The 22,707-nt window shown below is 72.5% G+C and carries 24 protein-coding genes; 8 read left to right on the top strand and 16 right to left on the bottom strand.

Translation table 11 applies throughout. From position 1 onward, the window contains the following. Nucleotides 1-69: 69 nt before the first annotated feature. Nucleotides 70-462: a hypothetical protein gene (locus tag ACFW9Z_RS08035; protein WP_384636062.1), complete on the top strand. Its 393-nt coding sequence runs from the start codon at nucleotides 70-72 to the stop codon at nucleotides 460-462. Here ACFW9Z_RS08035 and ACFW9Z_RS08040 read toward each other — a convergent pair. The 5 genes from ACFW9Z_RS08040 to ACFW9Z_RS08060 all read right to left on the bottom strand — a co-directional run bounded on the left by ACFW9Z_RS08040 (nucleotide 436) and on the right by ACFW9Z_RS08060 (nucleotide 4,832). Continuing rightward, nucleotides 436-1,290, bottom strand: a complete 855-nt coding sequence (locus ACFW9Z_RS08040; protein ID WP_384636065.1) for a MerR family transcriptional regulator — start codon at nucleotides 1,288-1,290, stop codon at nucleotides 436-438. The two genes, ACFW9Z_RS08035 and ACFW9Z_RS08040, sit on opposite strands and share 27 nt — an antisense overlap. Further along, nucleotides 1,283-1,819 (bottom strand): VOC family protein, encoded by a 537-nt coding sequence (locus ACFW9Z_RS08045; RefSeq protein ID WP_384636068.1) that lies wholly within the window; start codon nucleotides 1,817-1,819, stop codon nucleotides 1,283-1,285. Before ACFW9Z_RS08045 ends, ACFW9Z_RS08040 begins: the two co-directional genes overlap by 8 nt. A gap of 34 nt (nucleotides 1,820-1,853) precedes the next feature. Then, nucleotides 1,854-3,140 (bottom strand): MFS transporter, encoded by a 1,287-nt coding sequence (locus tag ACFW9Z_RS08050; protein ID WP_384636071.1) that lies wholly within the window; start codon nucleotides 3,138-3,140, stop codon nucleotides 1,854-1,856. A 373-nt stretch (nucleotides 3,141-3,513) separates the two neighbouring features. Further along, the gene (locus tag ACFW9Z_RS08055; protein WP_384636074.1) at nucleotides 3,514-3,744 is read right to left on the bottom strand and encodes a hypothetical protein; all 231 of its coding nucleotides are present in this window, start codon (nucleotides 3,742-3,744) and stop codon (nucleotides 3,514-3,516) included. 350 nt (nucleotides 3,745-4,094) lie between these two features. Then, nucleotides 4,095-4,832 (bottom strand): metallophosphoesterase, encoded by a 738-nt coding sequence (locus ACFW9Z_RS08060; RefSeq protein WP_384636077.1) that lies wholly within the window; start codon nucleotides 4,830-4,832, stop codon nucleotides 4,095-4,097. A gap of 185 nt (nucleotides 4,833-5,017) precedes the next feature. On the opposite strand from ACFW9Z_RS08060, the gene ACFW9Z_RS08065 reads away from it, so the two are divergent. Further along, entirely contained in the window at nucleotides 5,018-5,737 is a 720-nt protein-coding gene (locus ACFW9Z_RS08065) for a CGNR zinc finger domain-containing protein (protein ID WP_384636807.1), read from the top strand. 26 nt (nucleotides 5,738-5,763) lie between these two features. Here ACFW9Z_RS08065 and ACFW9Z_RS08070 read toward each other — a convergent pair whose 3' ends face one another. Together ACFW9Z_RS08070 and ACFW9Z_RS08075 are read right to left on the bottom strand one after the other, a co-directional pair. Beyond that, a complete protein-coding gene (locus ACFW9Z_RS08070) occupies nucleotides 5,764-6,666 on the bottom strand; it encodes a GNAT family N-acetyltransferase (RefSeq protein WP_384636080.1) in 903 nt (300 codons plus the stop codon). A gap of 10 nt (nucleotides 6,667-6,676) precedes the next feature. Next, nucleotides 6,677-7,960 carry a geranylgeranyl reductase family protein gene (locus tag ACFW9Z_RS08075; RefSeq protein WP_384636083.1) on the bottom strand — a complete coding sequence of 428 codons (1,284 nt, stop codon included), beginning with the start codon at nucleotides 7,958-7,960 and terminating at the stop codon, nucleotides 6,677-6,679. A gap of 97 nt (nucleotides 7,961-8,057) precedes the next feature. Here ACFW9Z_RS08075 and ACFW9Z_RS08080 point away from each other — a divergent pair, with 97 nt between their 5' ends. After that, nucleotides 8,058-8,588 (top strand): GNAT family N-acetyltransferase, encoded by a 531-nt coding sequence (locus ACFW9Z_RS08080; protein WP_384636086.1) that lies wholly within the window; start codon nucleotides 8,058-8,060, stop codon nucleotides 8,586-8,588. Nucleotides 8,589-8,660: 72 nt separating this feature from the next. Here ACFW9Z_RS08080 and ACFW9Z_RS08085 read toward each other — a convergent pair whose 3' ends face one another. The 5 genes from ACFW9Z_RS08085 to ACFW9Z_RS08105 all read right to left on the bottom strand — a co-directional run bounded on the left by ACFW9Z_RS08085 (nucleotide 8,661) and on the right by ACFW9Z_RS08105 (nucleotide 13,175). Then, nucleotides 8,661-9,353 carry a demethylmenaquinone methyltransferase gene (locus ACFW9Z_RS08085; RefSeq protein WP_384636089.1) on the bottom strand — a complete coding sequence of 231 codons (693 nt, stop codon included), beginning with the start codon at nucleotides 9,351-9,353 and terminating at the stop codon, nucleotides 8,661-8,663. 30 nt (nucleotides 9,354-9,383) lie between these two features. Beyond that, entirely contained in the window at nucleotides 9,384-10,307 is a 924-nt protein-coding gene (locus ACFW9Z_RS08090) for a TauD/TfdA dioxygenase family protein (protein ID WP_384636092.1), read from the bottom strand. Between the two features lie 34 nt (nucleotides 10,308-10,341). Further along, nucleotides 10,342-11,181: an ABC transporter ATP-binding protein gene (locus tag ACFW9Z_RS08095; RefSeq protein WP_384636095.1), complete on the bottom strand. Its 840-nt coding sequence runs from the start codon at nucleotides 11,179-11,181 to the stop codon at nucleotides 10,342-10,344. Beyond that, nucleotides 11,165-12,220, bottom strand: coding sequence for an ABC transporter substrate-binding protein (locus ACFW9Z_RS08100; RefSeq protein ID WP_384636098.1), 1,056 nt, complete (start codon nucleotides 12,218-12,220; stop codon nucleotides 11,165-11,167). The genes ACFW9Z_RS08095 and ACFW9Z_RS08100 overlap by 17 nt, the downstream gene beginning before the upstream one ends. A 67-nt stretch (nucleotides 12,221-12,287) precedes the next feature. Continuing rightward, nucleotides 12,288-13,175 (bottom strand): ABC transporter permease, encoded by an 888-nt coding sequence (locus ACFW9Z_RS08105; protein ID WP_384636101.1) that lies wholly within the window; start codon nucleotides 13,173-13,175, stop codon nucleotides 12,288-12,290. Nucleotides 13,176-13,661: 486 nt separating this feature from the next. On the opposite strand from ACFW9Z_RS08105, the gene ACFW9Z_RS08110 reads away from it, so the two are divergent. From ACFW9Z_RS08110 to ACFW9Z_RS08120, 3 genes are read left to right on the top strand one after another with little or no spacing between them, the layout of a single operon-like run. Further along, nucleotides 13,662-14,210 (top strand): SigE family RNA polymerase sigma factor, encoded by a 549-nt coding sequence (locus ACFW9Z_RS08110; protein WP_384636104.1) that lies wholly within the window; start codon nucleotides 13,662-13,664, stop codon nucleotides 14,208-14,210. A 9-nt stretch (nucleotides 14,211-14,219) separates the two neighbouring features. Next, entirely contained in the window at nucleotides 14,220-14,846 is a 627-nt protein-coding gene (locus ACFW9Z_RS08115) for a hypothetical protein (RefSeq protein ID WP_384636106.1), read from the top strand. Further along, nucleotides 14,843-15,847 (top strand): DUF3152 domain-containing protein, encoded by a 1,005-nt coding sequence (locus ACFW9Z_RS08120; protein WP_384636109.1) that lies wholly within the window; start codon nucleotides 14,843-14,845, stop codon nucleotides 15,845-15,847. Before ACFW9Z_RS08115 ends, ACFW9Z_RS08120 begins: the two co-directional genes overlap by 4 nt. Nucleotides 15,848-15,887: 40 nt before the next feature. On the opposite strand, the gene ACFW9Z_RS08125 is transcribed toward ACFW9Z_RS08120, so the two are convergent. From ACFW9Z_RS08125 to ACFW9Z_RS08140, 4 genes are all read right to left on the bottom strand, one after another. After that, on the bottom strand, nucleotides 15,888-16,664 hold the full coding sequence (locus ACFW9Z_RS08125; protein WP_384636112.1) for a hypothetical protein: 777 nt from the start codon (nucleotides 16,662-16,664) through the stop codon (nucleotides 15,888-15,890). Between the two features lie 7 nt (nucleotides 16,665-16,671). Further along, nucleotides 16,672-17,871 carry a cyclic dehypoxanthinyl futalosine synthase gene (gene mqnC, locus ACFW9Z_RS08130; RefSeq protein ID WP_384636114.1) on the bottom strand — a complete coding sequence of 400 codons (1,200 nt, stop codon included), beginning with the start codon at nucleotides 17,869-17,871 and terminating at the stop codon, nucleotides 16,672-16,674. 71 nt (nucleotides 17,872-17,942) lie between these two features. Then, a complete protein-coding gene (locus ACFW9Z_RS08135) occupies nucleotides 17,943-19,886 on the bottom strand; it encodes a serine/threonine-protein kinase (protein WP_384636117.1) in 1,944 nt (647 codons plus the stop codon). A 265-nt stretch (nucleotides 19,887-20,151) separates the two neighbouring features. Further along, the gene (locus tag ACFW9Z_RS08140) at nucleotides 20,152-21,006 is read right to left on the bottom strand and encodes a menaquinone biosynthetic enzyme MqnA/MqnD family protein (RefSeq protein ID WP_384636119.1); all 855 of its coding nucleotides are present in this window, start codon (nucleotides 21,004-21,006) and stop codon (nucleotides 20,152-20,154) included. Between the two features lie 413 nt (nucleotides 21,007-21,419). On the opposite strand from ACFW9Z_RS08140, the gene ACFW9Z_RS08145 reads away from it, so the two are divergent. After that, complete coding sequence (locus ACFW9Z_RS08145) at nucleotides 21,420-21,623, top strand: cold-shock protein (protein ID WP_003967102.1); 204 nt, start codon at nucleotides 21,420-21,422, stop codon at nucleotides 21,621-21,623. 158 nt (nucleotides 21,624-21,781) lie between these two features. Then, the gene (locus ACFW9Z_RS08150) at nucleotides 21,782-22,651 is read left to right on the top strand and encodes a MerR family transcriptional regulator (RefSeq protein WP_384636122.1); all 870 of its coding nucleotides are present in this window, start codon (nucleotides 21,782-21,784) and stop codon (nucleotides 22,649-22,651) included. Nucleotides 22,652-22,707: the final 56 nt, after the last annotated feature.

Genomic DNA, 22,707 nt, shown 5'->3' on the forward strand with positions numbered 1-22,707 from the left:
ACCGCAGTTGGACCGGGCCGCCCTGTCGAGGTGCCCGGTGTCCCGGACGCTGCGATCGGACGGTCGACCATGCGCACTTCTCCCCGCACCTCCACCCCCGTACAGGCTCAGCGGCAGCGCGGGTTCCGGTTCGAGGTCCTGCGGTACGGGCCCGCCAACGGGTTCGTCCCCGAGCCGGTCGATCTCCGGCTCCTCGCCAACCCCCGCGACGCCATCCGTATCCTGCGCGTCCAGCTCCGCTCCAGCCACGTTCTCGGGCTGACCCCGCACGAAGCCGGGCGGGCCCTCTACTGGGCCGACCAAGGTGGCTGGGTGCAGGCTCTCGGGGCGCTGCACCGGGGGGAGAGCTGCGGGTTCACGTTGATGCTCCGCAAGGGGCGGCACATCGAGTGGACCGTACGGCCTCTCACTTACCTGGCCCTCGGCGTCCCGTCGTCACCCCGGTGCCGCTGTGCTGTCTGAACCAGGTTCGGTCTCAGCGGCACCCTCGTCCCAGGTCGCCGTGTCGGGGTCGATGCCATGGGCGCGCGCGTCGGCGTCGATGATGCGGCGGAACCACGTGGCGAGGCCGGGGCGGATGCCGTCGTAGTGGGCAGCGAATCCCGGATCGTCCTCATACATGCGGCCGAGACAGACCTGCATCTGTCTCGTGAGGGGAAAGTGCGAAGCGAAGACTTCGCGGTGCCGCTCGACGAGTTGATGCGCTTCCGGGCTGCCGGGGGTGACGCCGGTGTCCATCGCATCCCCGAGGGCGCGGTCGAAGCCTGCGATGTCGTCGGCGATGGCCTGCCATTCCTCCGGGCCTCGAGAGGCCGAGCGTTCGGCGTACTGCCGCCATTGCGTCGTGTCTCCGTAGCGCCGACGGGCTTGGGCAGGACCGTCCGGGTCCCACCGGGGGCCGAAGATCGCGGCCTGCTGCTCGACGGTCAGCAGCAGGCCGCGCTCGTGGGCCTCGATCATCCGGTCCAGTCCGGCGCCGAGCCGCTGGAGGCGGTCGATCCGTTCGGCGACCTGGTCGCGCTGCGCGCGCAGTGCGCCGGGCACATCCGCAGTCGAATCGTCCAGAACGGCGCGGATCCTGTCCAGGCCGAGACCGAGCTCCCGGTAGACGACGATCCGGTGCAGGCGTTCCAGATCGTCAGTGGTGTAGAGCCGGTATCCGGCAGCCGTGCGCAGCGACGGTCGTGCCAGTCCGGTCTCGTCCCAGTGGTGCAGCGCGCGGACCGTCACGTCCAGACGCTTCGCGACCTGGCCGACGGTCAGTCCGTCGGCTTCGGTGGTGTCAGCCATGCTTCCCATGGTCGCCCGGACCGTCGCCGGGCGGGGTGATCCCCATGGCCGCAAGGTTCCGCGCCTCCTGACCGGCCGGATCGAAGGGCTTCGCCGCGGTGAAGACGACCCGTGCGTTCTCGGGAGTGACCACCTCCACATCGCGGGTGTTCCAGGGGGTGTCCCGTGGACCGTCGACCGCGTTCGGGCGCAGCGCACGACATGCCTCGGCCAGGGGATCCACCTGGCTGAGCACGCCCGCGAAACTGAAGCTCATCGCCGGCGGCTGCTCCGGAACGCGCGCCGCCGAGACGAGAAGCACGTCCTGGAACGCCCATCGGCGCAGATGCACCATCGTGCCGGGGACGCTGAACAGTTCGAAGAACCCGAGCCCCCGTACCCAGAAGTCCACCGACGCCGCCAGATCGCTCGTGGGGATCGTCACGAACGCGGGCATGCCGTAGATGCCACGGAACGGCTCCGGCGGGACCGCATCCGGGCCGGGTGCGGGAACGGGACTCGTCTCGAACGCGTTGTAGTAGTCGCTCATGCGCCCCACCTTTCAGCCTCACGCAACGTGAGGGTCAAGCCGGGATGGTTGAACCGGTGGAACCGGTGGAACCGGCTGTCCCGTCCGACCCCGCCCGGGACCGAACGTAGTTCGCGGTGAGCAGCGCCAGGCCCATCAGCAGGGCGCTCACCCAGACCGGTGCCCGGTAGCCGAACCCCGCGTCCAGGGCCAGGCCGCCCGCCCACGGGCCCACCGTCGCCCCCAGGTTGAACGCGCTCGTGGTGAAGGCCCCGCTGAGCGTCGGGGCGTCCGGAGCCAGGCCCAGGACCCGGGTGATCAGGGCCGTGCCCGTACCGAAGGCGAGCATCCCCAGGAGCGGGATCAGGGCGAGGGCGGCGAGCGGGCCGGCCGCCGTCAGGGCCAGGGTGGTCCAGCCGAGGGTCAGGGCGGTCATGCCGTACGTGATGAAGGCCGTCGGGCGGCGGTCGGCGTACCGCCCCGCCACCGTGACGCCCAGGAACGCCCCCGCCCCGAAGAGCGCGAGCGCGGCGGGTACCCAGGCCGTGCCGAGGCCCGTCGTGCGGGTGAGGAGCGGTTCCAGGTAGGAGAAGGTGCAGAAGGTGGCTCCCTGGACCAGGGCCATCGTGAGCAGGGTGGGGCGGAGGCGGGGGCCGGTGAGGAGGCGGAGTTCGTCCCGTACCCGGGGTACCTGAAGTTCGTTCCGTGCCTGGAGTTCGGTCTGTGCCCGGAGTTCGGTCTGTGCCCGGAGTTCCTTTCGTACGGGGGCGGGCGCCCCGTAGGCACGCGGTGCGCCGCCCGGCACCGTACGTACGATCGCGACGAACGCGGGCAGCGACACCAACGCGACCGCCCAGAACGCGGCCCGCCACCCCCACCGCTCCCCCAGTACCGCACCGGCCGGTACGCCGACCACGCAGGCGATCGTCACCCCGCCGACCACCACGGCGGTGGCCCGGCCCCTCAACCGGTCCGGGACCATCGAGACCGCCGCCGCCAACGCCACTGCCCAGAAGCCCGCGTTGGCGAGGGCCCCGACGAAGCGGGTGGCGAGGAGGACTCCGTAACTCGGGGTCAGCGCACCCACGATGTGGACCGCGACGAACACCGCGAGGAAGAGCAGCAGCGCGCGGCGCCGGGGCCAGGAGCGGCTGAAGAGGGCCATCAGGGGTGCGCCGATGACCATCCCGACAGCGAAGGAGGAGGTGAGGAGACCGGCGGCGGAGAGGGAGACGTTCAGGTCGGCGGCGATGGACGAGACGAGGCCGGACAGCATGAACTCGGAGGTGCCCTGGGCGAAGACCGCGAGCCCGAGGGCGTAGACAGCGAAGGGAAGTGGCATGGGAAGCAGACCCCTTGACGGAAGCGTCGATGGACAGACGTACCGAAGTGCGGGGATGCGGGCCGCGTGAAGCCGCCGGACGACGAGAACCGGCGAGGTGGTGCGGTGCGGAGAAGTGCCCGGGTCCACGTGGACTGGCCCGGGGCACGAAACCGGCGTACGGCAGTACCTGTGGCGGTACTTCAGCGCGTACGCGGGGTGGGAACGGCCCGTACCCGCGGTGATCCGGCGGGGGGCTCGGCCGTGGCGGAGGAAGCCGGTGACCCGGAAGGGGGTCGACCGACGACGCTCAGCGGCAGTTCGCCCACCGGTTCACCGGTGGGCGGAGTCTGTCGGACTCGGGGCTGGACATGGGGCCGATGCTACCGGACCGTCAGCGGCGGCGCGGGCGGCGGTTCGCGGTGCGCTCCGGCTCCCGCGCGGAGGTGGTGGGCGCGGGCAGCGCGTCGTACGCGGCGTCCAGCTCCTCGTCGTCCTCGTCCGGGGAGGTCAGGCCCGGGGCGAAGCGGGGCTCCAGGAAGAGGCCGTGGTGCTGGAGCGGCGCGGTGTCCTGGGCGCCCGCTTCCGGGCGGGAGGACTTCCGGGGCAGGGAGGCGGTCGTCATGGCTGTCTGTCCTTGGGTCGAGCAGCGCTGTATCGGCTTGTCCCGTACCCCGGTGGCCTGCGTTCGATGTGTGCGGTGGGGCGGGAACGAGCGTCGTACGCGCCGCGTGCCGCCGCTACGGGCGAGGGCGGGCACCAGCCGGTCCGGGACTGCCGATGACCGGGGGTGGCGCGCAAATCATCGCACACGATCACGTGGGGGGTCGGGGATTATGCGCTGGTGGGTGGGTGGGTGGGTGGGTGAGTGGGTGGGTCGGGGTCGGGGGCGGGGTCGAGGGCGGGGGCCATGGAAGCCCCGGGGTCCGGCGCCCCGGGAACCCCCGGGGTCCGGCGCCCTGTCGGAGCACGGCGTCAGAGCACGACGCGGAAGTGTGTCGTCAGGCGTCGGTCCTCGCCCAGGACGTGGAACGCGAGGCCCGGGGGCTGGTCGCGGTCGGCCGGGCGGTCCCCCTCCCAGGGCATGCGCAGGGTCCAGGTGACGGCGGGGCCGACGATGAGGGGGCGGCCCGCGAAGGCCGAGGCGGCCGCCGTGTGGGCGTGGCCGGTGAGGACGGCGACGACCTGCGGGTGGGCGTCGAGGAGGGCGGCCAGGCGCTCCGGCTCCTCCAGCCGCCCGGCGTCGGGCAGCGGGTGGTGGAGCTCGACGGGCGGCTGGTGGAAGGCGATCAGCGCGGGGACGCCGTCCGGGAGCGCGGTGAGCGTGGTGTCGATCCAGGCGAGCGTCTGCGCGTCGAGGCGCCCCTCGTCGCGGCCGGGGATGGTGGAGTCACACATCAGGATGACGGTTCCGGCGATCCGGTGGACCCGGTTGACGGGGCCCTCTTCGGGCGCCTCGCCGAGGAAGGCCTTGCGGTAGGCCGGGCGGGCGTCGTGATTGCCGGGGCAGGCCAGTACGGGGAAGGGGGCGGCCAGGACGCGGGCCGCCTCCTCGTACTCGGCCTCCGCCGCGTGATCGGCGATGTCTCCGGTGACCAGGAGCGCGTCGACGGGGCGGGGCAGGGCCCGCAGGTACTCCATGACGCGGGTCGCCCTGTGCGTGGCGCGTTCACTGCCGTCCAGGTGGAGATCGCTGATCTGGGCGAGCAACATGTCGGACCATCCCCCATCGTCTAACGCTAATTTTCATTCTTCCATTAGGAACCTAGAGTGGGGGCGGACAGAGTTCAAGGGGGCGTCGAGGATGGCCAGGGGTGGTGAGGCCGGGTGCGGCGAGAGCCAGGTGCGGCGAGAGCCGCGGGCGGTGAAAGGGGCGATCGGTGGAGCAGCGGCCCGTCATGGAGCTGGTGAGCACCATCCGCCACGACGGGGACGGTGGCGTCGTCGACGATCTGGAGACGGTCCGGGGGGCGGCACGGTGGCTCCAGCGGCATGCTGAGCAGTTCGGCGCCGGGGAATCCGTCGTCGCCGGGGAGCTCGCTGTCAGGGAGCTCACTGTCGGGGAGCAGGCCGCCGGGGAGCAGGCCGCCGGAAAGTGCGCCACCCGGGACCTTGTCGTGGACGCGGAGCTCAGGGACGCCATCGTCGGCGTACGGCGGGCCGTCCGGGCCCTGTTCGCGCGGGTCGTGAGCCCGGACCCGCCCAGCCCGGCGGACGCCCACCGCCTGATGCCGGCCACCGAGGCACTGGCCCACCTCAACGCGGCCGCCGCCCGGGAGCCCGTGGTCCCGCAACTGGACTGGCCGGCCGAAGGGCCTCCCGTGGCGCGGCTGTTGTCGGCCGAGGGCGATCCGGGCGTACGGCTGGTCGCCGCCCTGGCACGCGATGCGGTGGACTTCCTGGGCGGGCCGGAGCGCGAACGGCTGCGGGCCTGCCACGCGCCGCGCTGCGTGCGGTACTTCATCAAGAGCCACGGCCGCCAGGAGTGGTGCAAGCCGTCCTGTGGCAACCGGGCCCGGGTGGCCCGGCATTACGCACGCCACGAGGCCCGGAAGGACGCCCGGCAGGACGAGCGCACGCGGGGGGCGGTCACAGACCAGGGGCCCGCCGCACGTTGATACGTATGACGTGTACGGCGAGGACGTCAGGCCTGGGCGGCGGCCGCATCCCGCGGGGCGTAACCCCCCAGGGCGTAGGACCACAGGTGGTCGACCTCCACGAACCCGGCCGACTCGTACAGCCGGTTGGCCGCCGTCCGGTCGCGCTCGCCGCCCGGGGGCTCGTCGTCGTCCACGTACAGGACCGCCTGCGTGGCGCCCAGTCCGCCGAGCGCGTCGAGCGCGGAGCCGAGCAGGGCGCGGCCGGTGCCGCGTCCCCGGGCCGCCTCCTCGACCTCGATCCACCACAGGACGCCGATGCCCTGCACCGGGCGGCCGATCACCGCCTCGGCCACGGCCCGCCCGTCCCGTACGACCTCCAGCCGCCGCGAGGCCCCACGGTCCCGCGCGGGGCCGACCCGTACGCCCTCGGCGCGGGGCAGACCGGGGCGGGGCAGGTCGGCGCGCATATAGCGCCAGAGACGCTCCCCGGCGTACCCGGCACGCTCCAACGCGGCGTGGGTCACGGGGCGATGGCCGATCGGCAGCCCTTCGAGGCCCTGGGTGAGCGCGGTGGCGAACGGGAACGCGTCGACCGGGCCCGGGCCCCCGGGCGCCGACGACAGAGCCGCCGTGGCATGGCTCAGCAGCGCGTCGGCGACCACCGGATCCTCCCGGCAGTGCAGCCACGGGATCAGGCCCGCCCCGTCCTCCGTACGCCGCGCGCGGGCGACCGCTCCGACGATCCCGCCGCCGGAGCCGACCGCCACCTGGACCTCCGGCGCCCCGTACGCGCCCCACCAGTGGCCGTCCGCCTCCGTACTCCCCCTCGACGCCTCCGCGAACAGCTCCGGCGTGGCGCGCGGCTGGCCGGGGAGGCGGTCCTCGTCGATCAGGGCCAGGACCGCCGGGAGGTCGGCGGGGGTGAAGGGGCGGAGGAGGACGGACATCCGGCGGGCCTCAGGCCTTCGGAGCCACCTTCGACAGCCCGTTGATGATGCGGTCCATCGCGTCGCCGCCCTGCGGGTCGGTCAGGTTGGCCAGCATCTTCAGCGTGAACTTCATCAGCAGCGGGTGCGTCAGGCCGCGCTCGGTGGCGACCTTCATGACCTTCGGGTTGCCGATCAGCTTCACGAAGGCGCGGCCCATCGTGTAGTAGCCGCCGTAGGTCTCCTTGAGCACCTTCGGGTAGTTGTTCAGGGCCAGTTCGCGCTGGGCGGGGGTGGCGCGGGCGTGGGCCTGGACGATGACGTCGGCGGCGATCTGGCCCGACTCCATGGCGTACGCGATGCCCTCGCCGTTGAACGGGTTGACCATGCCGCCCGCGTCGCCGACGAGCAGGAGGCCCTTGGTGTAGTGCGGCTGGCGGTTGAAGGCCATGGGGAGGGCGGCGCCCCGGATCGGGATCGTCATGTTCTCCGGGGTGTAGCCCCACTCCTCCGGCATCGAGGCGCACCAGGCCTTGAGGACCTCGCGCCAGTCCAGCTCCTTGAAGGCGGAGGAGGAGTTGAGGATGCCGAGGCCCACGTTGGAGGTGCCGTCGCCCATGCCGAAGATCCAGCCGTAGCCGGGCAGCAGCCGGTCCTGGGCGCCGCGCTTGTCCCAGAGCTCCAGCCAGGACTCCAGGTAGTCGTCGTCGTGGCGGGGCGAGGTGAAGTACGTACGGACGGCGACGCCCATCGGGCGGTCCTCGCGGCGGTGCAGGCCCATCGCGAGGGAGAGCCGGGTGGAGTTGCCGTCGGCGGCGACCACGAGCGGGGCGTGGAAGGTGACCGGGGTCTTCTCCTCGCCGATCTTCGCCTCCACCCCGGTGATGCGGCCGGTGCGGTCGTCCCGGATGGGGGCGCCGACGTTGCAGCGCTCGTACAGCCGGGCACCGGCCTTCTGCGCCTGCCGGGCGAGCTGCTCGTCGAAGTCGTCGCGTTTACGGACCAGTCCGTAGTCCGGGTAGGAGGCGAGATCCGGCCAGTCCAACTGGAGCCGGACACCGCCGCCGATGATGCGCAGCCCCTTGTTGCGCAGCCAGCCCGCCTCCTCGGAGATGTCGATCCCCATGGCGACGAGCTGTTTCGTGGCGCGGGGCGTGAGGCCGTCGCCGCAGACCTTCTCCCGGGGGAAGGCCGTCTTTTCCAGCAGCAGGACGTCGAGTCCGGCCTTGGCGAGGTAGTACGCGGTCGTGGAGCCGGCTGGGCCCGCTCCGACGACGATCACGTCCGCGCTGTGCTCGGAGAGGGGCTCGGTCACGGTCGGATCTCCCGAAGACTCGAATTCGCGTGCCGCGCGGCACATGTCCCGTGCAGTCTATGGGGGCCTGCAGAACAACCCTCCGAAGGGCTCCCTCATGTCGATAGCACCTGTTCCGCCGCCCACCGCTCCCGCCCCCGCCGTACGCCTGCGCGTACCGACCGACGAGGACGCCCTGATCTGGCACCGGGTCTTCGACGACCCCGAGGTGATGGAGTTCCACGGCGGCCGGAGCGCGGAGTTCTCCGTCTACGAGGAGCTCACCGCGCGTCAGCGGCGGCATGACGCGGAGCTCGGGTACTGCCTGTGGACCCTCACCGACGAGGACGGCACCGTGCTCGGCTTCACGGGCGCGCAGCCGTGGCCGCACACGCACTTCGGTCCGGTCGGCGCGATCGAGATCGGCTGGCGGCTGGCTCGCGCGGCCTGGGGCCGGGGGTACGCCACCGCCGCCGCCCGCGCCACGCTGGAGCGGCTGCGGGCGGCGGGGGTGCCGGACGTCGTCGCGATGGTGAACGCCCGCAACGTCCGGTCGATCGCGGTGGCGGAACGGCTCGGGATGCGGCAGGCGGAGACGTTCACCACCAGCAGCGGGGTGGAGGCGTACTGCTTCCGGCTGGAGCTCTGAGCCATCGTTCTACGGGGATCCAGGCGCGGGTGGCCCGGTGCGGAGCCGCCCGAGCCGGGGCACTGTGGAACCTCAGGCGCGGGTGGCCCGGTGCAGGGCCACCACGCCGCCGGTGAGGTTGCGCCACGCCACCTTCGACCAGCCCGCCTTCTGAAGGAGTGCGGCGAGGCCGGGCTGGTCGGGCCAGGCGCGGATCGACTCGGCGAGATAGACGTACGCGTCCGGGTTGGAGGACACCGTACGGGCCGTGGGCGGAAGCGCGCGCATCAGGTACTCCGTGTACACCGTGCGGAACGGGGCCCACGTCGGCTGCGAGAACTCGCAGATCACGACCCGGCCGCCCGGCTTCGTCACCCGGTACAGCTCGCGCAGCGCCGTCTCGGTGTCCTGGATGTTGCGCAGCCCGAAGGAGATCGTGACGGTGTCGAACACCTCGTCCTTGAACGGCAGCCGCATCCCGTCGCCCGCCGTGAACGGCATCCACGGGTGGCGGCGCTTGCCCACCTCCAGCATGCCGAGCGAGAAGTCGCACGGGACGACGTAAGCGCCGGCCCGCGCGAACGGCTGCGAGGAGGTCGCGGTGCCCGCCGCCAGGTCGAGGATCTTCTGCGCGGGGCGGGCGTCGACCGCCGCCGCGACCGCCTTGCGCCACAGCCGGGCCTGGCCCAGCGAGATCACGTCGTTGGTCAGGTCGTAGTTGGCCGCCACACCGTCGAACATCGAGGCGACTTCGTGCGGCTGCTTGTCCAGGGAGGCTCGGGTCACCCTTCCATTCAAGCAGCCCGCCCCCGTACGTCAGTGGGGGCGGTCCCCCGCGATCGCCACCCGCTCCGCGACCCGGCGGTGCGGGGCGTAGTCGTTGACCGCGTAGTGCTGGGTGGCCCGGTTGTCCCAGAACGCGACATCGCCCGCCCGCCAGCCGTACCGCACCTGGAACTCCGGCGCGTGCGCCTGCTGGAACAGCAGCCTCAGCAGCCGGTCGCTCTCCTCCCGCTCGAACCCGACGATGTGCGTCGTGAACGAGGCGTTGACGAAGATCGTCCGGCGGCCCGTGACCGGATGGCGCCGCACCACCGGATGCTCGACCGGCGGGAACCGCTCCTGGTGCGGGGCCAGCCGCTCCGGCGGGAAGAAGCGCGAGAACCCGGGGATGAAGTCGTGCACCGCCCGCGCCCCCGCGATGCGCTCCTTCACCTCCCGGGGGAGATTGTCGTACGCCGCCGCCATGTCCGCCCACAGCGTGTCCCCGCCCACCGGGGGCACCTCCCGCAGCTGGAGGACCGCGCCGAGCGCCGGGCGCTCGCGGAAGGTGACGTCCGCGTGCCAGACGTTCTCGAAGGTGGGGACGGTGGTGCGGTCGAGGCGGGCCACCTCCGGGTCGTCCCCGGTCGCGAGCAGCGGGTTGGTCTCCAGCTCGCCCCAGTGCCCGGCGAAGGCCCGCTGCTGGTGCGAGGTGAGGTGCTGCTCCCGGAAGAACAGCACCTTCCACTCCAGCAGCGCCCGGTCCAGCTCGGCGCGCACGGCCGTCTCCAGGGGGCGGGTCAGGTCGACGCCGTGGATCTCGGCGCCGATCACCCGGCCGAGCGGGACCAGCTCGAAGAGCTCGTACGGCCGGTCCGTCCACCCCTCCGGGACCCGGCGCAGGACGCGCGGGCCCTCGTACAGGCCGTCGGCGGGGATGCGGTGGTCGCGCAGCGCAGGGGTGGTCGTGAGGGTCATGGTTCTCCTCGCTTCTCGGTCGTACGGGGGTGGCTCAGCGGGCCGCGTCGCGTACCGCCGTACCGATCTCGGCGCGCAGCGCGGCGTACTCCGGCAGCCCGCGCAGCTCGTCGGGGCCGGTGCCGGAGCGCGGCAGGCCGATCGGGATGTCCAGGGCGACCTGCCCCGGCCGGGCGCTGAGCACGACCGTGCGGGTGCCGAGGAAGACCGCCTCGTCCACGCTGTGGGTGACGAAGACCGACGTGGTCCCGGTCTCGGCGGAGACCGTGCGCAGGTCCTCCTGGAGCCGCTCCCGGGTCAGCGCGTCGAGCGCGGCGAACGGTTCGTCGAGCAGCAGCAGCCGCTTCCCGCCCGCCAGCGCGCGGGCGATGGCCACCCGCTGCTGCTGGCCGCCCGAGATCTGCCAGATGCGGCGGCCCGCGGTGTCCGCGAGGCCGACGCGCTCCAGCAACTCGGCGGTGCGCTCGCGCCGTTCGGCCCGGGGGACGCCCGCGTACCTCAGCGCCAGGCCGACATTGTCGCCGACCGTACGCCACGGGAAGAGGCGGGGCTGCTGGAAGACGATGCCCGCCTGGTTGCCGGGCTCGGGGCGCTCGCCGAACACCTCGACCTCGCCCGAGGACGCCCGCTCGAACCCCGCGATGAGGCGGAGCAGGGTGCTCTTGCCGCAGCCGGAGGGGCCGACGAGCACCAGGAACTCCCCCGCCGGGATCTCCAGCGAGACCGGCCCGAGGGCGGTCACCGCCTCCGTGCCCCGGCCCCGGCCGCCGTAGGTGTGCTCGACCTCGCGTACGGAGACGACGGCCTCAGTTTTACGTTGCGCGGGGACGGGAGCCTTCTCCGTGTCCGTATCCGTTTCAGGGAGAGACGGCATCGGTCAGCCCTTCCACGTAGATGGACTTCCGCAGCTTCTCCAGGTCGGGCGCCGAGTCGATCTGCTTCTGGTCGACCAGGAACTGCGCCGCGCTGTGCAGGTTGTCGGCCAGGCCGCCGACCTTGCCGGGGGTGCCGAGCCACTTCGCGTCGGCCTGTTCGGCCGGCTTGAGGAAGATGCCCTGCTTGATCTGGGCCCCCGCCTCGGCCGGGCTGATCCCGAGCTGCTTGCCCACGGCGGTGGAGGCCGCGTCCGGGTCGTCGTGGATCAGGTCGAGCGCCTGGGCCTGGGCCTTGCGCCAGGCGGGCAGCACGTCGGGGTGGGCCTCGATGAAGCTGGTGGAGGCGACCCCGAGGTCGAGGGTGGGCTTGCCCGCGGCGGCGAGTTCGCGGCTGGAGACGAGCACCTTGCCGGTCTTCTTCAGCTCCTCCAAGGTGGGCAGCCAGACGTACGTGGCGTCGATGTCGCCGCGCGTCCAGGCGGCCAGGATGTCCTGCGGCTCCAGGTCGAGGAGCTGGACCTTCGAGGCGTCGACCCCGGCCTGGTCGAGGGCCGCGAGCAAGCTGTAGTGCGAGGTGGAGCTGAACGGCGTCGCGACCTTCTTGCCGGCCAGGTCCTTGACGGAGGAGATCTTGGAGCCGTTACGCGCGACCAGCGCCTCGTTCTCCCCGGCCACGTCGAGCACCCAGGTGACCTGGTACGGGATGTTCAGCGGCTCGGAGAGACCCCGGGCGACCGGGCTGGAGCCGATGGCCGCGAGGTCCACCGAACCGGCCACGAAGGCGGTGTTGATGCTGGCGCCCGAGTCGAACTTGGTCCATTTGACCGTGTAGTCGGGGAGCGCCTTCTCCAGCCAGCCCTTCTCCTTGACGATCAGGTCGCCGCTGGGAAAGGCCTGGTAGGCGATGCGTATCGTCTTGTCGCCGCCGCCCTTGCCCCCGTCGGCGGACCCGCCCCCGCCGCAGGCCGTCACCGCCACCAGGGCTCCGAGTGCTGCGGCGATCGAGGAGAGGCGGAGCCAACCGCGTGTTCCGGCCATGTGCGTGTCCTTCGTACTGGAGGGGAGGGGAGGGGAGGGGGGTATGAGGGAGGAGAGGGCTGGGTGTTTACGCGTGGCGTCGCCACGGGGCGAGCCGGTCCGACAGCACGCGCAGCCCGGCGTCGATGAGCAGGCCGGAGATGCCGATGGCGAAGAGGCCGAGGATGACGGTGTCCGACTGGTTGTAGCGCTGGGCGTCGCGGATCAGGCCGCCGATGCCCGGCAGGCCGTTGACCGTCTCGGCGGCGACCACCGAGGAGTACGCGATGCCGAAGGCGAGGCGGACCCCGACCAGGATCTCGGGCAGCGCGGACGGCAGCACGACCGACGTCACGACCTGCCCGCGCCTGGCCCCGATCGCCCGGGCCGCCTCGACCAGGGCGGTCGGCGCGGAGGCGACGGCGGAGGCGGTGGCCACGGCGACCGGCGGCATCGCGGCGATGGCGAGCAGCCAGAGCTTGGGCGCCTCGTCGATGCCGAACCAGATGATCAGCAGGCTGAAGTAGGCGAGCGGCGGCAGGGTGCGCAGGAACGCCACGGCGGGCTCCAGCACCACCCGTACCCACGGCAGCGTCCCCATCAGGACACCGACGACCAGCCCCGCGACAACACCCGCCCCGGCCCCGATGAAGATGCGGCGCAGGCTGATGCCGAGGTGCTCTATCAGGGTGTGGCCCTGGTAGCCGCGCACCCCGTCGTGCGTACCGGAGGTCTTCAGCAGCGCCTCCCACACGGCGGCGGGCGACGGGACCAGGACCGGCGACCAGAGCTGGAGGACGATCACCAGCTGCCAGAGCGCGAGGAGGGCGGCGAGGGCGATGAGGCGGAGCCCGATGCGGCGCAGGCGCGCACCGCGCTCCGGCCGCCGCCCGGACGCAGGGCGCTCGGCCGGTGGGTGGCCGCCGGACGCGGGCACGTCGGCGGCCCGTTCCCGCACGGAAGGGGGCGTGGTCATGGAGGGCTCCGGGGACAGGGCAGGGCAGAGCGGGGCAGACCGTCGGACGCACGGTCGAGCCGGGCGCGAGCTACCGCGGGGAGACGGAGAGAGAGGCCCGCCGAAGAGTCGGGCGGCAGGCGGCAGGCGTACGCGTGAACAAGGCGGACAGCGCCGGAACGTCAGCGTGTCGACGTGTCAGGGCATCACTGAGGATGCCGCGCGCAGGGCTTCAACAACAGGAAGCGCTGGAAACGCGGCAGAGATCGATGTGGAGGCACTCCACCAGAAAACGATCGGCTGTCACGGCAGTTGTTCTAGCACAGGCGCTCGACGAGGCACCAGATTCGTACCACGGAATGAGACGTTCCATCCCGCTGGCCGGTCTCTCGAACTGATCGCCGTTCGCCTTCAACCTTTTCGGCACCCGCGGACTCTGTAACGGGTGAAGGCCGCCCCGGGCGGCCGGCAGGGGGGTGCACGGAGACGCGAGGAGAGGGAGGGCGGATGCCGGCAGGGGCGGAGCCCGGTGGAGCGGGGCCCGGTGGGGCGGACGGTGACAGCGCCGCGTTCGAGGCGTACGCGCGGGAGGGGCAGCGGCGGCTGTACCGGACGGCCTACCTGCTCTGCGGGAACGTGGAAGGCGCCAAGGACTTGACGCAGACGACCCTCGCCAAGCTGTTCCAGCACTGGCGCCGGGCGAGCCGGGCGGACAATCTCGACGCCTACGCCAAGACCGTCCTGGTCCGTACGTATGTGGCCGAACGGCGGCGTTCCGTACGGGACTTGCTAGCACACCGTTCCAACGCCCCCCGCCCACAGGCCGATCCGGCCGCCCACACCGATCTCCGCGTCACGCTGCTCGGCCTGCTCGACGAACTCCCTCCCCGGGCCCGGGCGATGGTCGTCCTGCGCTACTGGGACGACCTGAGCGTGGAGAGGGTCGCCTCGCTGCTGCGGTGCAGCGAGTCCACGGTGAAGAGCCAGTGTTCACGTTCGCTCGTCCGGCTGCGCGCCCGCATGGGCGATGTCCAGCTCTACTCCACCGGAAGCTGAGGGCCGGTCATGAAGCCACCACCACAGCCGCATTCGCCCGAGGAGGAGCCGTTCCGGGAGGAGCCGTTCCGGGAGGAGCTGTTCCGGGAGGAGCTGTTCCGGGACGCTCTCACCCGCACCGCCGACGCCCTGCCCCCGCTGCCCGATCTGGTGCCCGACGCCGTACGGGAGGGGCAGCGGCGACGGGCCAGGAGCCGGGGGTTCGCGGTGGCGGGCGCCTTCGTCGCGGTGACCTCCGTGACGCTGGGGATCGCCCTGCTGGGACCCTTGGTGCGGCCGACCCCCGACACCGAACCCGCCGCCCCCGCTCCCCGCCCCTCCCTGACCCGGCCCGTACCGGACCCCTCGCTCACCCGGCCCACGCCGGAACCCTCCCCCACCCGGCCCGCGCCGGACCCCTCCCCCGACCCGACGGAGCCCGTAACCGGCATGCCGATACCTTCCTCCCCGCCCACGCCGACGCCCACCACCCCGCTCTGGTCCACGCCTCCGGCCACACCTCCGGCCACGCCCCCGGCGACCCCTCCGGCCACCTCCTCGGCCACCCCCTCAGGGGCGCCACCGGGCGGGCTCGGCCCGGCGCGGTCCGCCGCCGAGCCGTTCGCCCCGTCACCGGACCCCGGGGCGACGTCTTGACGGGCCGCCGCGGCCTGGGCACGCTGCCGCGCGACGAACCCGCCCGCGACGCCGAGACGTTCCGGCTGCGCGCCCTCCCGGGGGAGCGTGCGGGAGCGGCAGGCGGTCCGGGACGCGCGCCGAGGGGCCGCCCGGAAGGCCGCTCCCGTTCCCGTTCCCGTTCCCGCGAGCGGCGAAGACGCCGGAACCGGCGCCGGACGGCAGGGTTCGCCGTGCTCGCCCTGGCGGCCGTGGCGCTGGTGGCGGGCCTCATCGGCCGCCCCTGGCAGAACGGGGGCCCGTCCGTCACCGCCGACGCGGGACCCGCCACCGGGTCCGGGGCCGACAACGCCGAGACCCCGATCGCCTCGCCCCCGCCGACCGCACCTCCCACCCCCGCGCCGGCCTCCCCCACTCCCACTCCACCGGCCGACAAGGACCGGCCGCCCCGGGCCGCCGACGTACCGGCCTCCGGCCCCGGCACGTTCACCGTCGCCCGCGCGGGCGTCACGAAGTCCGGCAAGGGCGAGCCCTACCGGGTCGAGGTGGAGGACGGCATCGGCGTCGACCCCGACCGGGCCGCCGAGGAGATCGCCACGATCCTGGCCCACCCGCGCGGCTGGAGCCACGGCGGCGAGCGCTCGTTCCGCCAAGTCACCGACAAGTCGGCCGGGTTGGTGGTCAAGATAGCCACCCCCGCGACCACGGACCGGCTCTGCGGCGCCTACGGCCTGAACACCCGGGGCGAGGTCAACTGCCGGGGCGGCGAGCAGGTCATGGTCAACCTGAAGCGCTGGCAGCTGGGTTCACCGCAGTTCGACGGGCCCGTGGCCGAGTACCGGGCCCTGATCATCAACCACGAGGTCGGCCACTGGCTGGGCCGCGGCCACGAGACCTGCCCGGGCAAGGGCCGCCCCGCCCCCGCGATGATGCAGCAGATCAACGGCCTGAAGGGATGCGTCGCCAACGCCTGGCCGTACGACGCCAAGGGCCGCTATCTGGGTGGCCCGAAGGTGCCGTAACCCGTAAACCCCCGGGGACCGTACGGAGTCGGCTCCGGTCTCAGCGGGCGCGGTGGACGAGCCGCCCCGCGAGTACCGTCGCCACGCAGTGGATCGCCCCGCCCGTGCGCAGCGCCGCCTCGTCGGGCACGTCGAAGGCGGCGAAGTCCGCGCGGCCGCCCACGGTCAGCGGGCCGTGGGCGGTGGAGGCGAGGTCGCCGCCCGCCGCGAAGGGGTCCAGGTCCGCCGGGCGGCCGGGCCCCTGCGGATGCGGGGACGGGGACGGATCCGGAGACGGGGGCGAGGACGGATGCGGATGCGGGGGTGACATCTCGGTCGGCCTCGAACGGCTGGGATCCGGCGGGAGTTGGACCAGGCCCGACCGGGCGATGGCCGTTCGCAGCGCGGGGTCGTCGTCCGCGTCGAACGGGCCCACCACATGGGTGGTGCCGTGCCGCAGCATCCGCTGGAGCCCCCGCCGTACGCTGCCCGCCCGCCGGGCCGGGTCCATCGTCGCCGCGATCCGGTCGAACTCCTCGCCCCGGAGCGGCAGTTCGCCCAGTTCCTCGGCCTCGCGCGGGTCCGGGTGGTAGCAGCGGGTGAGCAGCTCCCGGGCCCGGTCCTGGCGGAGGCCGGGGGCGAGGAGGCCGGGCCAGCGACGGACCCGGGCGGACGGGTGCGCGGCGGCGACCTCCTCGTACGGGCCGATGGCGACGATCCGGTCGCCGTCCACGGCCACAGCACCACCGCGACCGCCGTCGCCCCTGCCGTCGGCGCCTTCCCCAACTGCCGCCGCGCCGACCGGAAGGACCAGTGGCGCGGCGTGAATCGTCAGCACAGGAGGGCTAGTTGGCGTTGAGGAGCTTCAGCTCCGGGTGGGCCGTGCCGCCCTCGATCGCGGTCGAGGAGATGTGCGAGACCACCCGCTCGTCGACCGGGTCGTTCGCCGGGTCGTCGTGCACGACGAGGTGCTCGTACGTGGTGGCGCGCTGGGCCGGGACCCGGTCCGCCTTGCGGATCAGGTCGATGATCTCCAGCCGGTTGGAGCGGTGCTTGGCACCGGCCGAGGAGACGACGTTCTCCTCCAGCATGATCGAGCCGAGGTCGTCGGCCCCGTAGTGCAGGGAGAGCTGGCCGACCTCCTTGCCGGTGGTCAGCCAGGAGCCCTGGATGTGGGCCACGTTGTCGAGGAAGAGCCGGGCGATGGCGATCATCCGCAGGTACTCGAAGAGCGTGGCCTGCGTGCGGCCCTTCAGCTTGTTGTTCTCCGGCTGGTAGGTGTACGGGATGAAGGCGCGGAAGCCGCCCGTACGGTCCTGGACGTCCCGGATCATCCGCAGGTGCTCGATGCGCTCGGCGTTGGTCTCGCCGGTCCCCATCAGCATGGTGGAGGTGGACTCGACACCGAGACCGTGCGCGATCTCCATGATCTCCAGCCACCGTTCGCCGGACTCCTTGAGCGGGGCGATGGCGGTGCGCGGCCGGGCGGGCAGCAGCTCGGCGCCCGCGCCCGCGAAGGAGTCGAGACCGGCCGCGTGGATACGGGCGATGGCCTCCTCTGCGGACACCTTGGAGATCCGGGCCATGTGCTCGATCTCGGAAGCGCCGAGGGAGTGGATGACCAGCTGCGGGTACGCCTTCTTGATCGCGGAGAAGTGCTCCTCGTAGTACTCGACGCCGAAGTCCGGGTGGTGGCCGCCCTGGAACATGATCTGGGTGCCGCCCAGCTCGACGGTCTCCGCGCAGCGGCGCAGGATGTCCTCGATGTTCCGGGTCCAGCCCTTGGCCTTGTCCTTGGGGGGCGCGTAGAAGGCGCAGAACTTGCAGGCCGTGACACACACGTTGGTGTAGTTGATGTTCCGCTCGATGATGTACGTCGCGATGTGCTCCGTACCGGCGTAACGGCGACGGCGTACGGCGTCGGCGGCTGACCCCAGCGCGTGCAGCGGCGCCGAACGGTAAAGGTCGAGCGCCTCCTCCGGGGTGATCCGACCGCCCTCGGCGGCTCGGTCGAGGACGGGCTGAAGGTCGGCCTTCTCGGTCACCGGGCTGTCACCTTTCGGCGGTTTTTTGAGGATCCTCGGACCGATCCAGCGTACGCCAGCCCCGTACGCCGTCAGCCGCCGGACCGGGTGAGGTTCCCGTACGGGAGGCCCGCGCCGCGCTCCTCGGAGCGATAGGCCAGCGTCCTCTCGTCGGTGAGGCGGAAGACCAGGTCGGCTTCGGTGGTGGTGCAGAAACCCGGGGTGCTCGGGCGGTCCGGATCGGTGCGCTCGCGGACCTTGAGCTCCTTCGCGGTGCCGGAGGTGAGGGTGCCGACGCTGTTGCAGGTGACGGTGAGACCGAGCTGGGAGATGGTGTTGGACATCCTGACGACCTGGGTGCCCTTCCTCCCCTCGGTGAACACCGCGGTGAGGGTGCCGTGCGGCCCGCCGTTCGTCTTCTCCGTCAGCGGACCCTCCCAGGTGCCGACGAACGCCTTCGGTACCGCGCTCACCGGGGCCCCGTCGGCGTCGGAGGGACTTCCGGAGGGATCGGAGGAAGGGTCGGAAGCGTCGGAGGGGTCTTCGGAGGCTGCGGGGGTCGGCTCCTTGGAGGCGGACGGGGGTGTGGCGGCGATGTCGTCCCCCTTGTGCCGGTCCGCGTCGCCGCCCGGGAAGAGGCCGTCGAGCAGGCCCGAGCCCAGGGCGACGACCGCGAACGAGCCCGCCACGGCCAGCGCGACGGTGCAGCTCACCCGGCGGCTCCGGCGCGCACCCGCGCTCGCGCCCGCGCCTGTGCCTGCGCCCGTGCTCGTGCCCGTCTGCGAGTCGGCGCTGACGGTGACGGAGAACCGGGGGTCGTGGGCCCGCTGCCCAGGGAATCCGGTTGCCGGAGGTGTGGTGGGCGGGGGTGGGGGTGGGGGCGGAGTGTCCGGTACGTGGACGAGGGGCGGGCCGAAGACCCCGAGGAGGCCTGCTTCGGGACCGGTGGAGGCTTCGGGGCCGGTACGGGGGCCGGAGCCCGTACCCGTACGGGAATCGGTGCCGGAGCCGGAGCCCGTACGGGAATCGGAGCCCGTACGCGCATCGCGGCCCGGGTCTTCGTGCGCCCCGGGCCCCCCGGACCCCGCCCCCAGCGACGCGCTGCTGAACGGCACCGGGCCCGAGCCCACCGGCGCGTCCTGCGGTTCCAGGTCCAGCAGGGCCACCGCCGACCGGCTGACCTCGCCCACCAGCCGCCCCGGCAGCCACCCCGCCGCCACCATCGCCGCCGCCCCGTCCGGAGCGAGTGTGCGGGCGAGGTCGGCCGGGGCGGGCCGCGCGTCCGGGTCCTTGGACAGGCATCCCGCGACCACCTCGCGCAGCTCGCCCTCCAGGTCGCCCAGTTCGGGCTCCTCGTGCACCACCTTGTAGAGGAGTACGGCGGAGGAGTCGCCGGAGAAGGGGGCCTCGCCGGTCGCCGCGTACGCCAGCACCGCGCCCAGCGAGAAGACGTCCGCCGCCCCCGACACGTCCCGGCCGCGGATCTGCTCGGGCGCCATGTAGCCGGGTGAGCCGACGGAGACCCCGGTGGAGGTGAGCGAGACGGTCGCGCCGAGGGCCCGGGCGATGCCGAAGTCGATGAGGCGGGGGCCGTCCAGGGCGAGCAGCACGTTGGAGGGCTTCACATCGCGGTGGACGATGCCCTGGCCGTGGACGACGTGAAGGGCCTCGGCCAGCCCGGCGCCCAGGGTGCGGACCGCGTGCTCGGGCAGCGGGCCGTGTTCGGTGATCGCCTGGGAGAGCGGCGGCCCGGCGACGTACCCCGTGGCCACCCACGGCACCGGGGCGTCCGGGTCGGCGTCCAGGACCGGGGCCGTCCACTGCGCGCCGATCCGCCGCGCGGACTCCACCTCGCGCCGGAACCGGGCGCGGAACTGCTCGTCCAGGGCGAAGTGCGGGTGGACGACCTTGACCGCCACCGTGCGGCCGCCGACGCTGCGCCCCAGATAGACCCGGCCCATACCGCCCGCACCGAGCCTGCCGAGCAGCCGGTAGGCACCGATGGTGTGCGGTTCGCCCGCTTCCAGCGGCTGCATATGGACTCCCCTGTGGACGGCTGAACCCTGTGGCGGGCTGAGAAACCCCGTGGACGGCCGAGAACCGTGCGGACGGTCCGGACTCGGACCGAAGCCTAGGGGGCGCCACCGGCGCGGTCACCGGGAAACGGCCGGACCATTCCCCCTTCTCAGGGCAGGAGGGGATGTTTTCGCCCCGGGGAAAGGCGCGAATGTGCCGTTCTACCGGGCACTCCATTCGCGGCCCGGGAACGGAAAAGCGAATTCCCCCATTCCCCGGATCGGCTCAGCCGCCGAGCAGCTCCACGTTCACATCCGCCGGGTATCCGGTGTCCGGTCCGGTCCGGCGGGCGAACTCCCGTACACCGGCCAACTGCTCCGGTCCGAAGCGGAAGTCCAGGGTCGTGAAGTACTGCTCCAGCACCTCGGCGTCGAAGGCCTCCCAGCGGGCCGCCTGTTCCGCGACCTTGGTGACCTCCTCCAGGGAGAGGTCCCGGGAGGCGAGGAACGCCTCGTGCACCTTGGCCGCCGTCTCGGGGTGGGCGGCCAGGAAGTCCTTGCGGGCCGCCCAGACGGCGAAGACGAACGGCAGCCCCGTCCACTCCTTCCACAGTCGGCCCAGGTCGTGGACCTGGAGGCCGAGGCGGGGGGCGTCGTGCAGGTTGGCGCGCAGGGCGGCGTCGCCGATCAGGACGGCCGCGTCCGCCTCCTGCATCATCAGCCCGAGGTCGGGCGGGCAGGTGTAGTAGTCGGGCCGGACCCCGTAGCGCTCGGCGAGCAGGAGCTGGGCCAGGCGTACGGAGGTGCGCGAGGTGGAGCCGAGGGCGACCCGGGCCCGGTCGAGCTGCTCCAGCGGGAGCTGGGAGACGATCACGCAGGACATCACGGGGCCGTCGCAGCCGACCGCGATGTCCGGGAAGGCCACCAGGTCGTCCGCGTTGCGCAGGTACTCCACGAGGGTGACCGGGCCGATGTCCAGATCGCCCCTGATCAGCTGCTCGCTGAGTCTCTCCGGGGTGTCCTTCGAGAGCTCCAGGTCGAGCAGGGTTCCCGTACGCGCCAGGCCCCAGTAGAGGGGGAGGCAGTTCAGGAACTGGATGTGGCCGACGCGCGGGCGGCTGGAGACGGTTGAATTGTCCACATCGCGAGGCTAGACCCGCCCCCGCCGACGAGCACCACCGGGGCGCCCCGCACAACACCTCGCACAGCGCCCCGCGCGCCCTTCCCGCGCCCTGCCTTCACTCCCCGCCCGCGCTCCCCCGTACGCCCGCACACGCTCCCTCGTACGCCCACTCGCGCTCCCTCGTACGCCCGCCCGCGCTCACCCGTACGGCCCTCCCCGTCACACCTTCGACAGGGCAATCAAACATTCGGGTGAAGTGATCTTTCCCTCTACCGCTCTCCAGAGACTGCGTGCTAGGCTCGCTCGCAAGTTGCAGTTTGGTTTCCCTTGCAGTACAGAGCCTGCGGAGCATGTAACCCGCAGGCTTTTGTAGTTTTCAGACTTGTTTGCAGGTTCTGGAGCAGGGCAACCCTTTGGCCCAAGGAGGGCTTATGGCTACCGGAACCGTCAAGTGGTTCAACGCTGAAAAGGGCTTCGGCTTCATCGCCCAGGACGGCGGCGGCCCGGATGTCTTCGTTCACTACTCCGCGATCAACGCGTCCGGGTTCCGCTCCCTTGAGGAGAACCAGGTCGTGAACTTCGACGTCACTCAGGGACCCAAGGGTCCGCAGGCTGAGAACGTCACCCCGGCCTAGTTGCCCGGGTCGGTCGATCGCGGCCGCACATAGCAGTACCCAAGGAGCCCCGCTCCCCCGCTTCGGCGGAGGAACGGGGCTCCTGCCTGTTCCCGGGACGCGCCGGACCGGTAGCCCTTGACCTTCACCCCGTGTGAAGCCGTGCAGTGGGAGCCATCATGTTCACCATCGGAGACTTCGCCCGGTACGGGCGGGTGTCGCCCCGGATGCTGCGTCATTACGACGCCATCGGGCTGCTGCGCCCGGACCGCACCGACCCCGCCACCGGCTACCGCTTCTACGGTGCCGCCCAGCTCGCCCGGCTCAACCGGATCATCGCGCTCAAGGACCTCGGCTTCACGCTCCAGCAGGTGCGGGCCGTCCTGGACGAGCGGGTGGGACCGGAGGAGCTGCGCGGGATGCTGCGGCTGCGCCGGGCGGAGCTGGCCGACGCGGTGGCGGCCGCGTCCCTGCGGCTGGCCCAGGTCGAGGCGAGGCTCCGGTCGATCGAGAGCGAGGGGCACATGCCTGCCGAGGATGTTGTGATCAAGACCGTTCCCGCGGTCCGGGTGGCCGAGCTGACCGGGACGGCCGCGAGCTACGAGCCGCAGGACATCGGGCCGGTGATCGGTCCGCTGTACGAGGAGCTCTTCCCGCTCCTGGAAAGCGCCGGAATCCGGCCGACCGGCCCCGGGATCGCGCGGTACGAGGACGCCTCCCCGGGCGCTCCCGAGGGCAGCGGCGATGGCGGCGATGGCGGCGATGGCGGCGGCGCGATCGTCGTGCACGCGGGGGTGACGGTGTCGGCCCCGGTGGGCCCGGTCGGCGACACCGGGGTGAGCGTGGTGGAGCTGCCCCCGTTCGAGGCGGCGACGATCGTGCACCGGGGCGCGATGGACGACGTACTGCCGACCGCGCAGACCCTGGCCCACTGGCTGGAGGAGAACGGCTACCGCTCCACGGGGTACGCCCGCGAGGTCACCCTTGAGTGCCCGCCGGACCGGGACGCCTGGGTGACGGAGCTCCAGGAGCCGGTGGAGCGGGTCTGACCCGCCGCGTGTACGGGGAGGGGGCCGGCCCCCTCCCCGTACACGCACTGCGTGGC

It is taken from the genome of Streptomyces sp. NPDC059452 (genome assembly GCF_042750035.1).
GTDB lineage: Bacteria > Actinomycetota > Actinomycetes > Streptomycetales > Streptomycetaceae > Streptomyces.

What these genes read in the sequence shown, in the direction of transcription:
- ACFW9Z_RS08035 (WP_384636062.1), top strand. Translation starts at nt 70, where the DNA reads ATGCGCACTTCTCCCCGCACCTCCACCCCCGTACAGGCTCAGCGGCAG.
- ACFW9Z_RS08040 (WP_384636065.1), bottom strand. Translation starts at nt 1,290, where the DNA reads ATGGCTGACACCACCGAAGCCGACGGACTGACCGTCGGCCAGGTCGCG.
- ACFW9Z_RS08045 (WP_384636068.1), bottom strand. Translation starts at nt 1,819, where the DNA reads ATGAGCGACTACTACAACGCGTTCGAGACGAGTCCCGTTCCCGCACCC.
- ACFW9Z_RS08050 (WP_384636071.1), bottom strand. Translation starts at nt 3,140, where the DNA reads ATGCCACTTCCCTTCGCTGTCTACGCCCTCGGGCTCGCGGTCTTCGCC.
- ACFW9Z_RS08055 (WP_384636074.1), bottom strand. Translation starts at nt 3,744, where the DNA reads ATGACGACCGCCTCCCTGCCCCGGAAGTCCTCCCGCCCGGAAGCGGGC.
- ACFW9Z_RS08060 (WP_384636077.1), bottom strand. Translation starts at nt 4,832, where the DNA reads ATGTTGCTCGCCCAGATCAGCGATCTCCACCTGGACGGCAGTGAACGC.
- ACFW9Z_RS08065 (WP_384636807.1), top strand. Translation starts at nt 5,018, where the DNA reads ATGGAGCTGGTGAGCACCATCCGCCACGACGGGGACGGTGGCGTCGTC.
- ACFW9Z_RS08070 (WP_384636080.1), bottom strand. Translation starts at nt 6,666, where the DNA reads ATGTCCGTCCTCCTCCGCCCCTTCACCCCCGCCGACCTCCCGGCGGTC.
- ACFW9Z_RS08080 (WP_384636086.1), top strand. Translation starts at nt 8,058, where the DNA reads ATGTCGATAGCACCTGTTCCGCCGCCCACCGCTCCCGCCCCCGCCGTA.
- ACFW9Z_RS08090 (WP_384636092.1), bottom strand. Translation starts at nt 10,307, where the DNA reads ATGACCCTCACGACCACCCCTGCGCTGCGCGACCACCGCATCCCCGCC.
- ACFW9Z_RS08095 (WP_384636095.1), bottom strand. Translation starts at nt 11,181, where the DNA reads ATGCCGTCTCTCCCTGAAACGGATACGGACACGGAGAAGGCTCCCGTC.
- ACFW9Z_RS08100 (WP_384636098.1), bottom strand. Translation starts at nt 12,220, where the DNA reads ATGGCCGGAACACGCGGTTGGCTCCGCCTCTCCTCGATCGCCGCAGCA.
- ACFW9Z_RS08105 (WP_384636101.1), bottom strand. Translation starts at nt 13,175, where the DNA reads ATGACCACGCCCCCTTCCGTGCGGGAACGGGCCGCCGACGTGCCCGCG.
- ACFW9Z_RS08110 (WP_384636104.1), top strand. Translation starts at nt 13,662, where the DNA reads ATGCCGGCAGGGGCGGAGCCCGGTGGAGCGGGGCCCGGTGGGGCGGAC.
- ACFW9Z_RS08115 (WP_384636106.1), top strand. Translation starts at nt 14,220, where the DNA reads ATGAAGCCACCACCACAGCCGCATTCGCCCGAGGAGGAGCCGTTCCGG.
- ACFW9Z_RS08135 (WP_384636117.1), bottom strand. Translation starts at nt 19,886, where the DNA reads ATGCAGCCGCTGGAAGCGGGCGAACCGCACACCATCGGTGCCTACCGG.
- ACFW9Z_RS08145 (WP_003967102.1), top strand. Translation starts at nt 21,420, where the DNA reads ATGGCTACCGGAACCGTCAAGTGGTTCAACGCTGAAAAGGGCTTCGGC.
- ACFW9Z_RS08150 (WP_384636122.1), top strand. Translation starts at nt 21,782, where the DNA reads ATGTTCACCATCGGAGACTTCGCCCGGTACGGGCGGGTGTCGCCCCGG.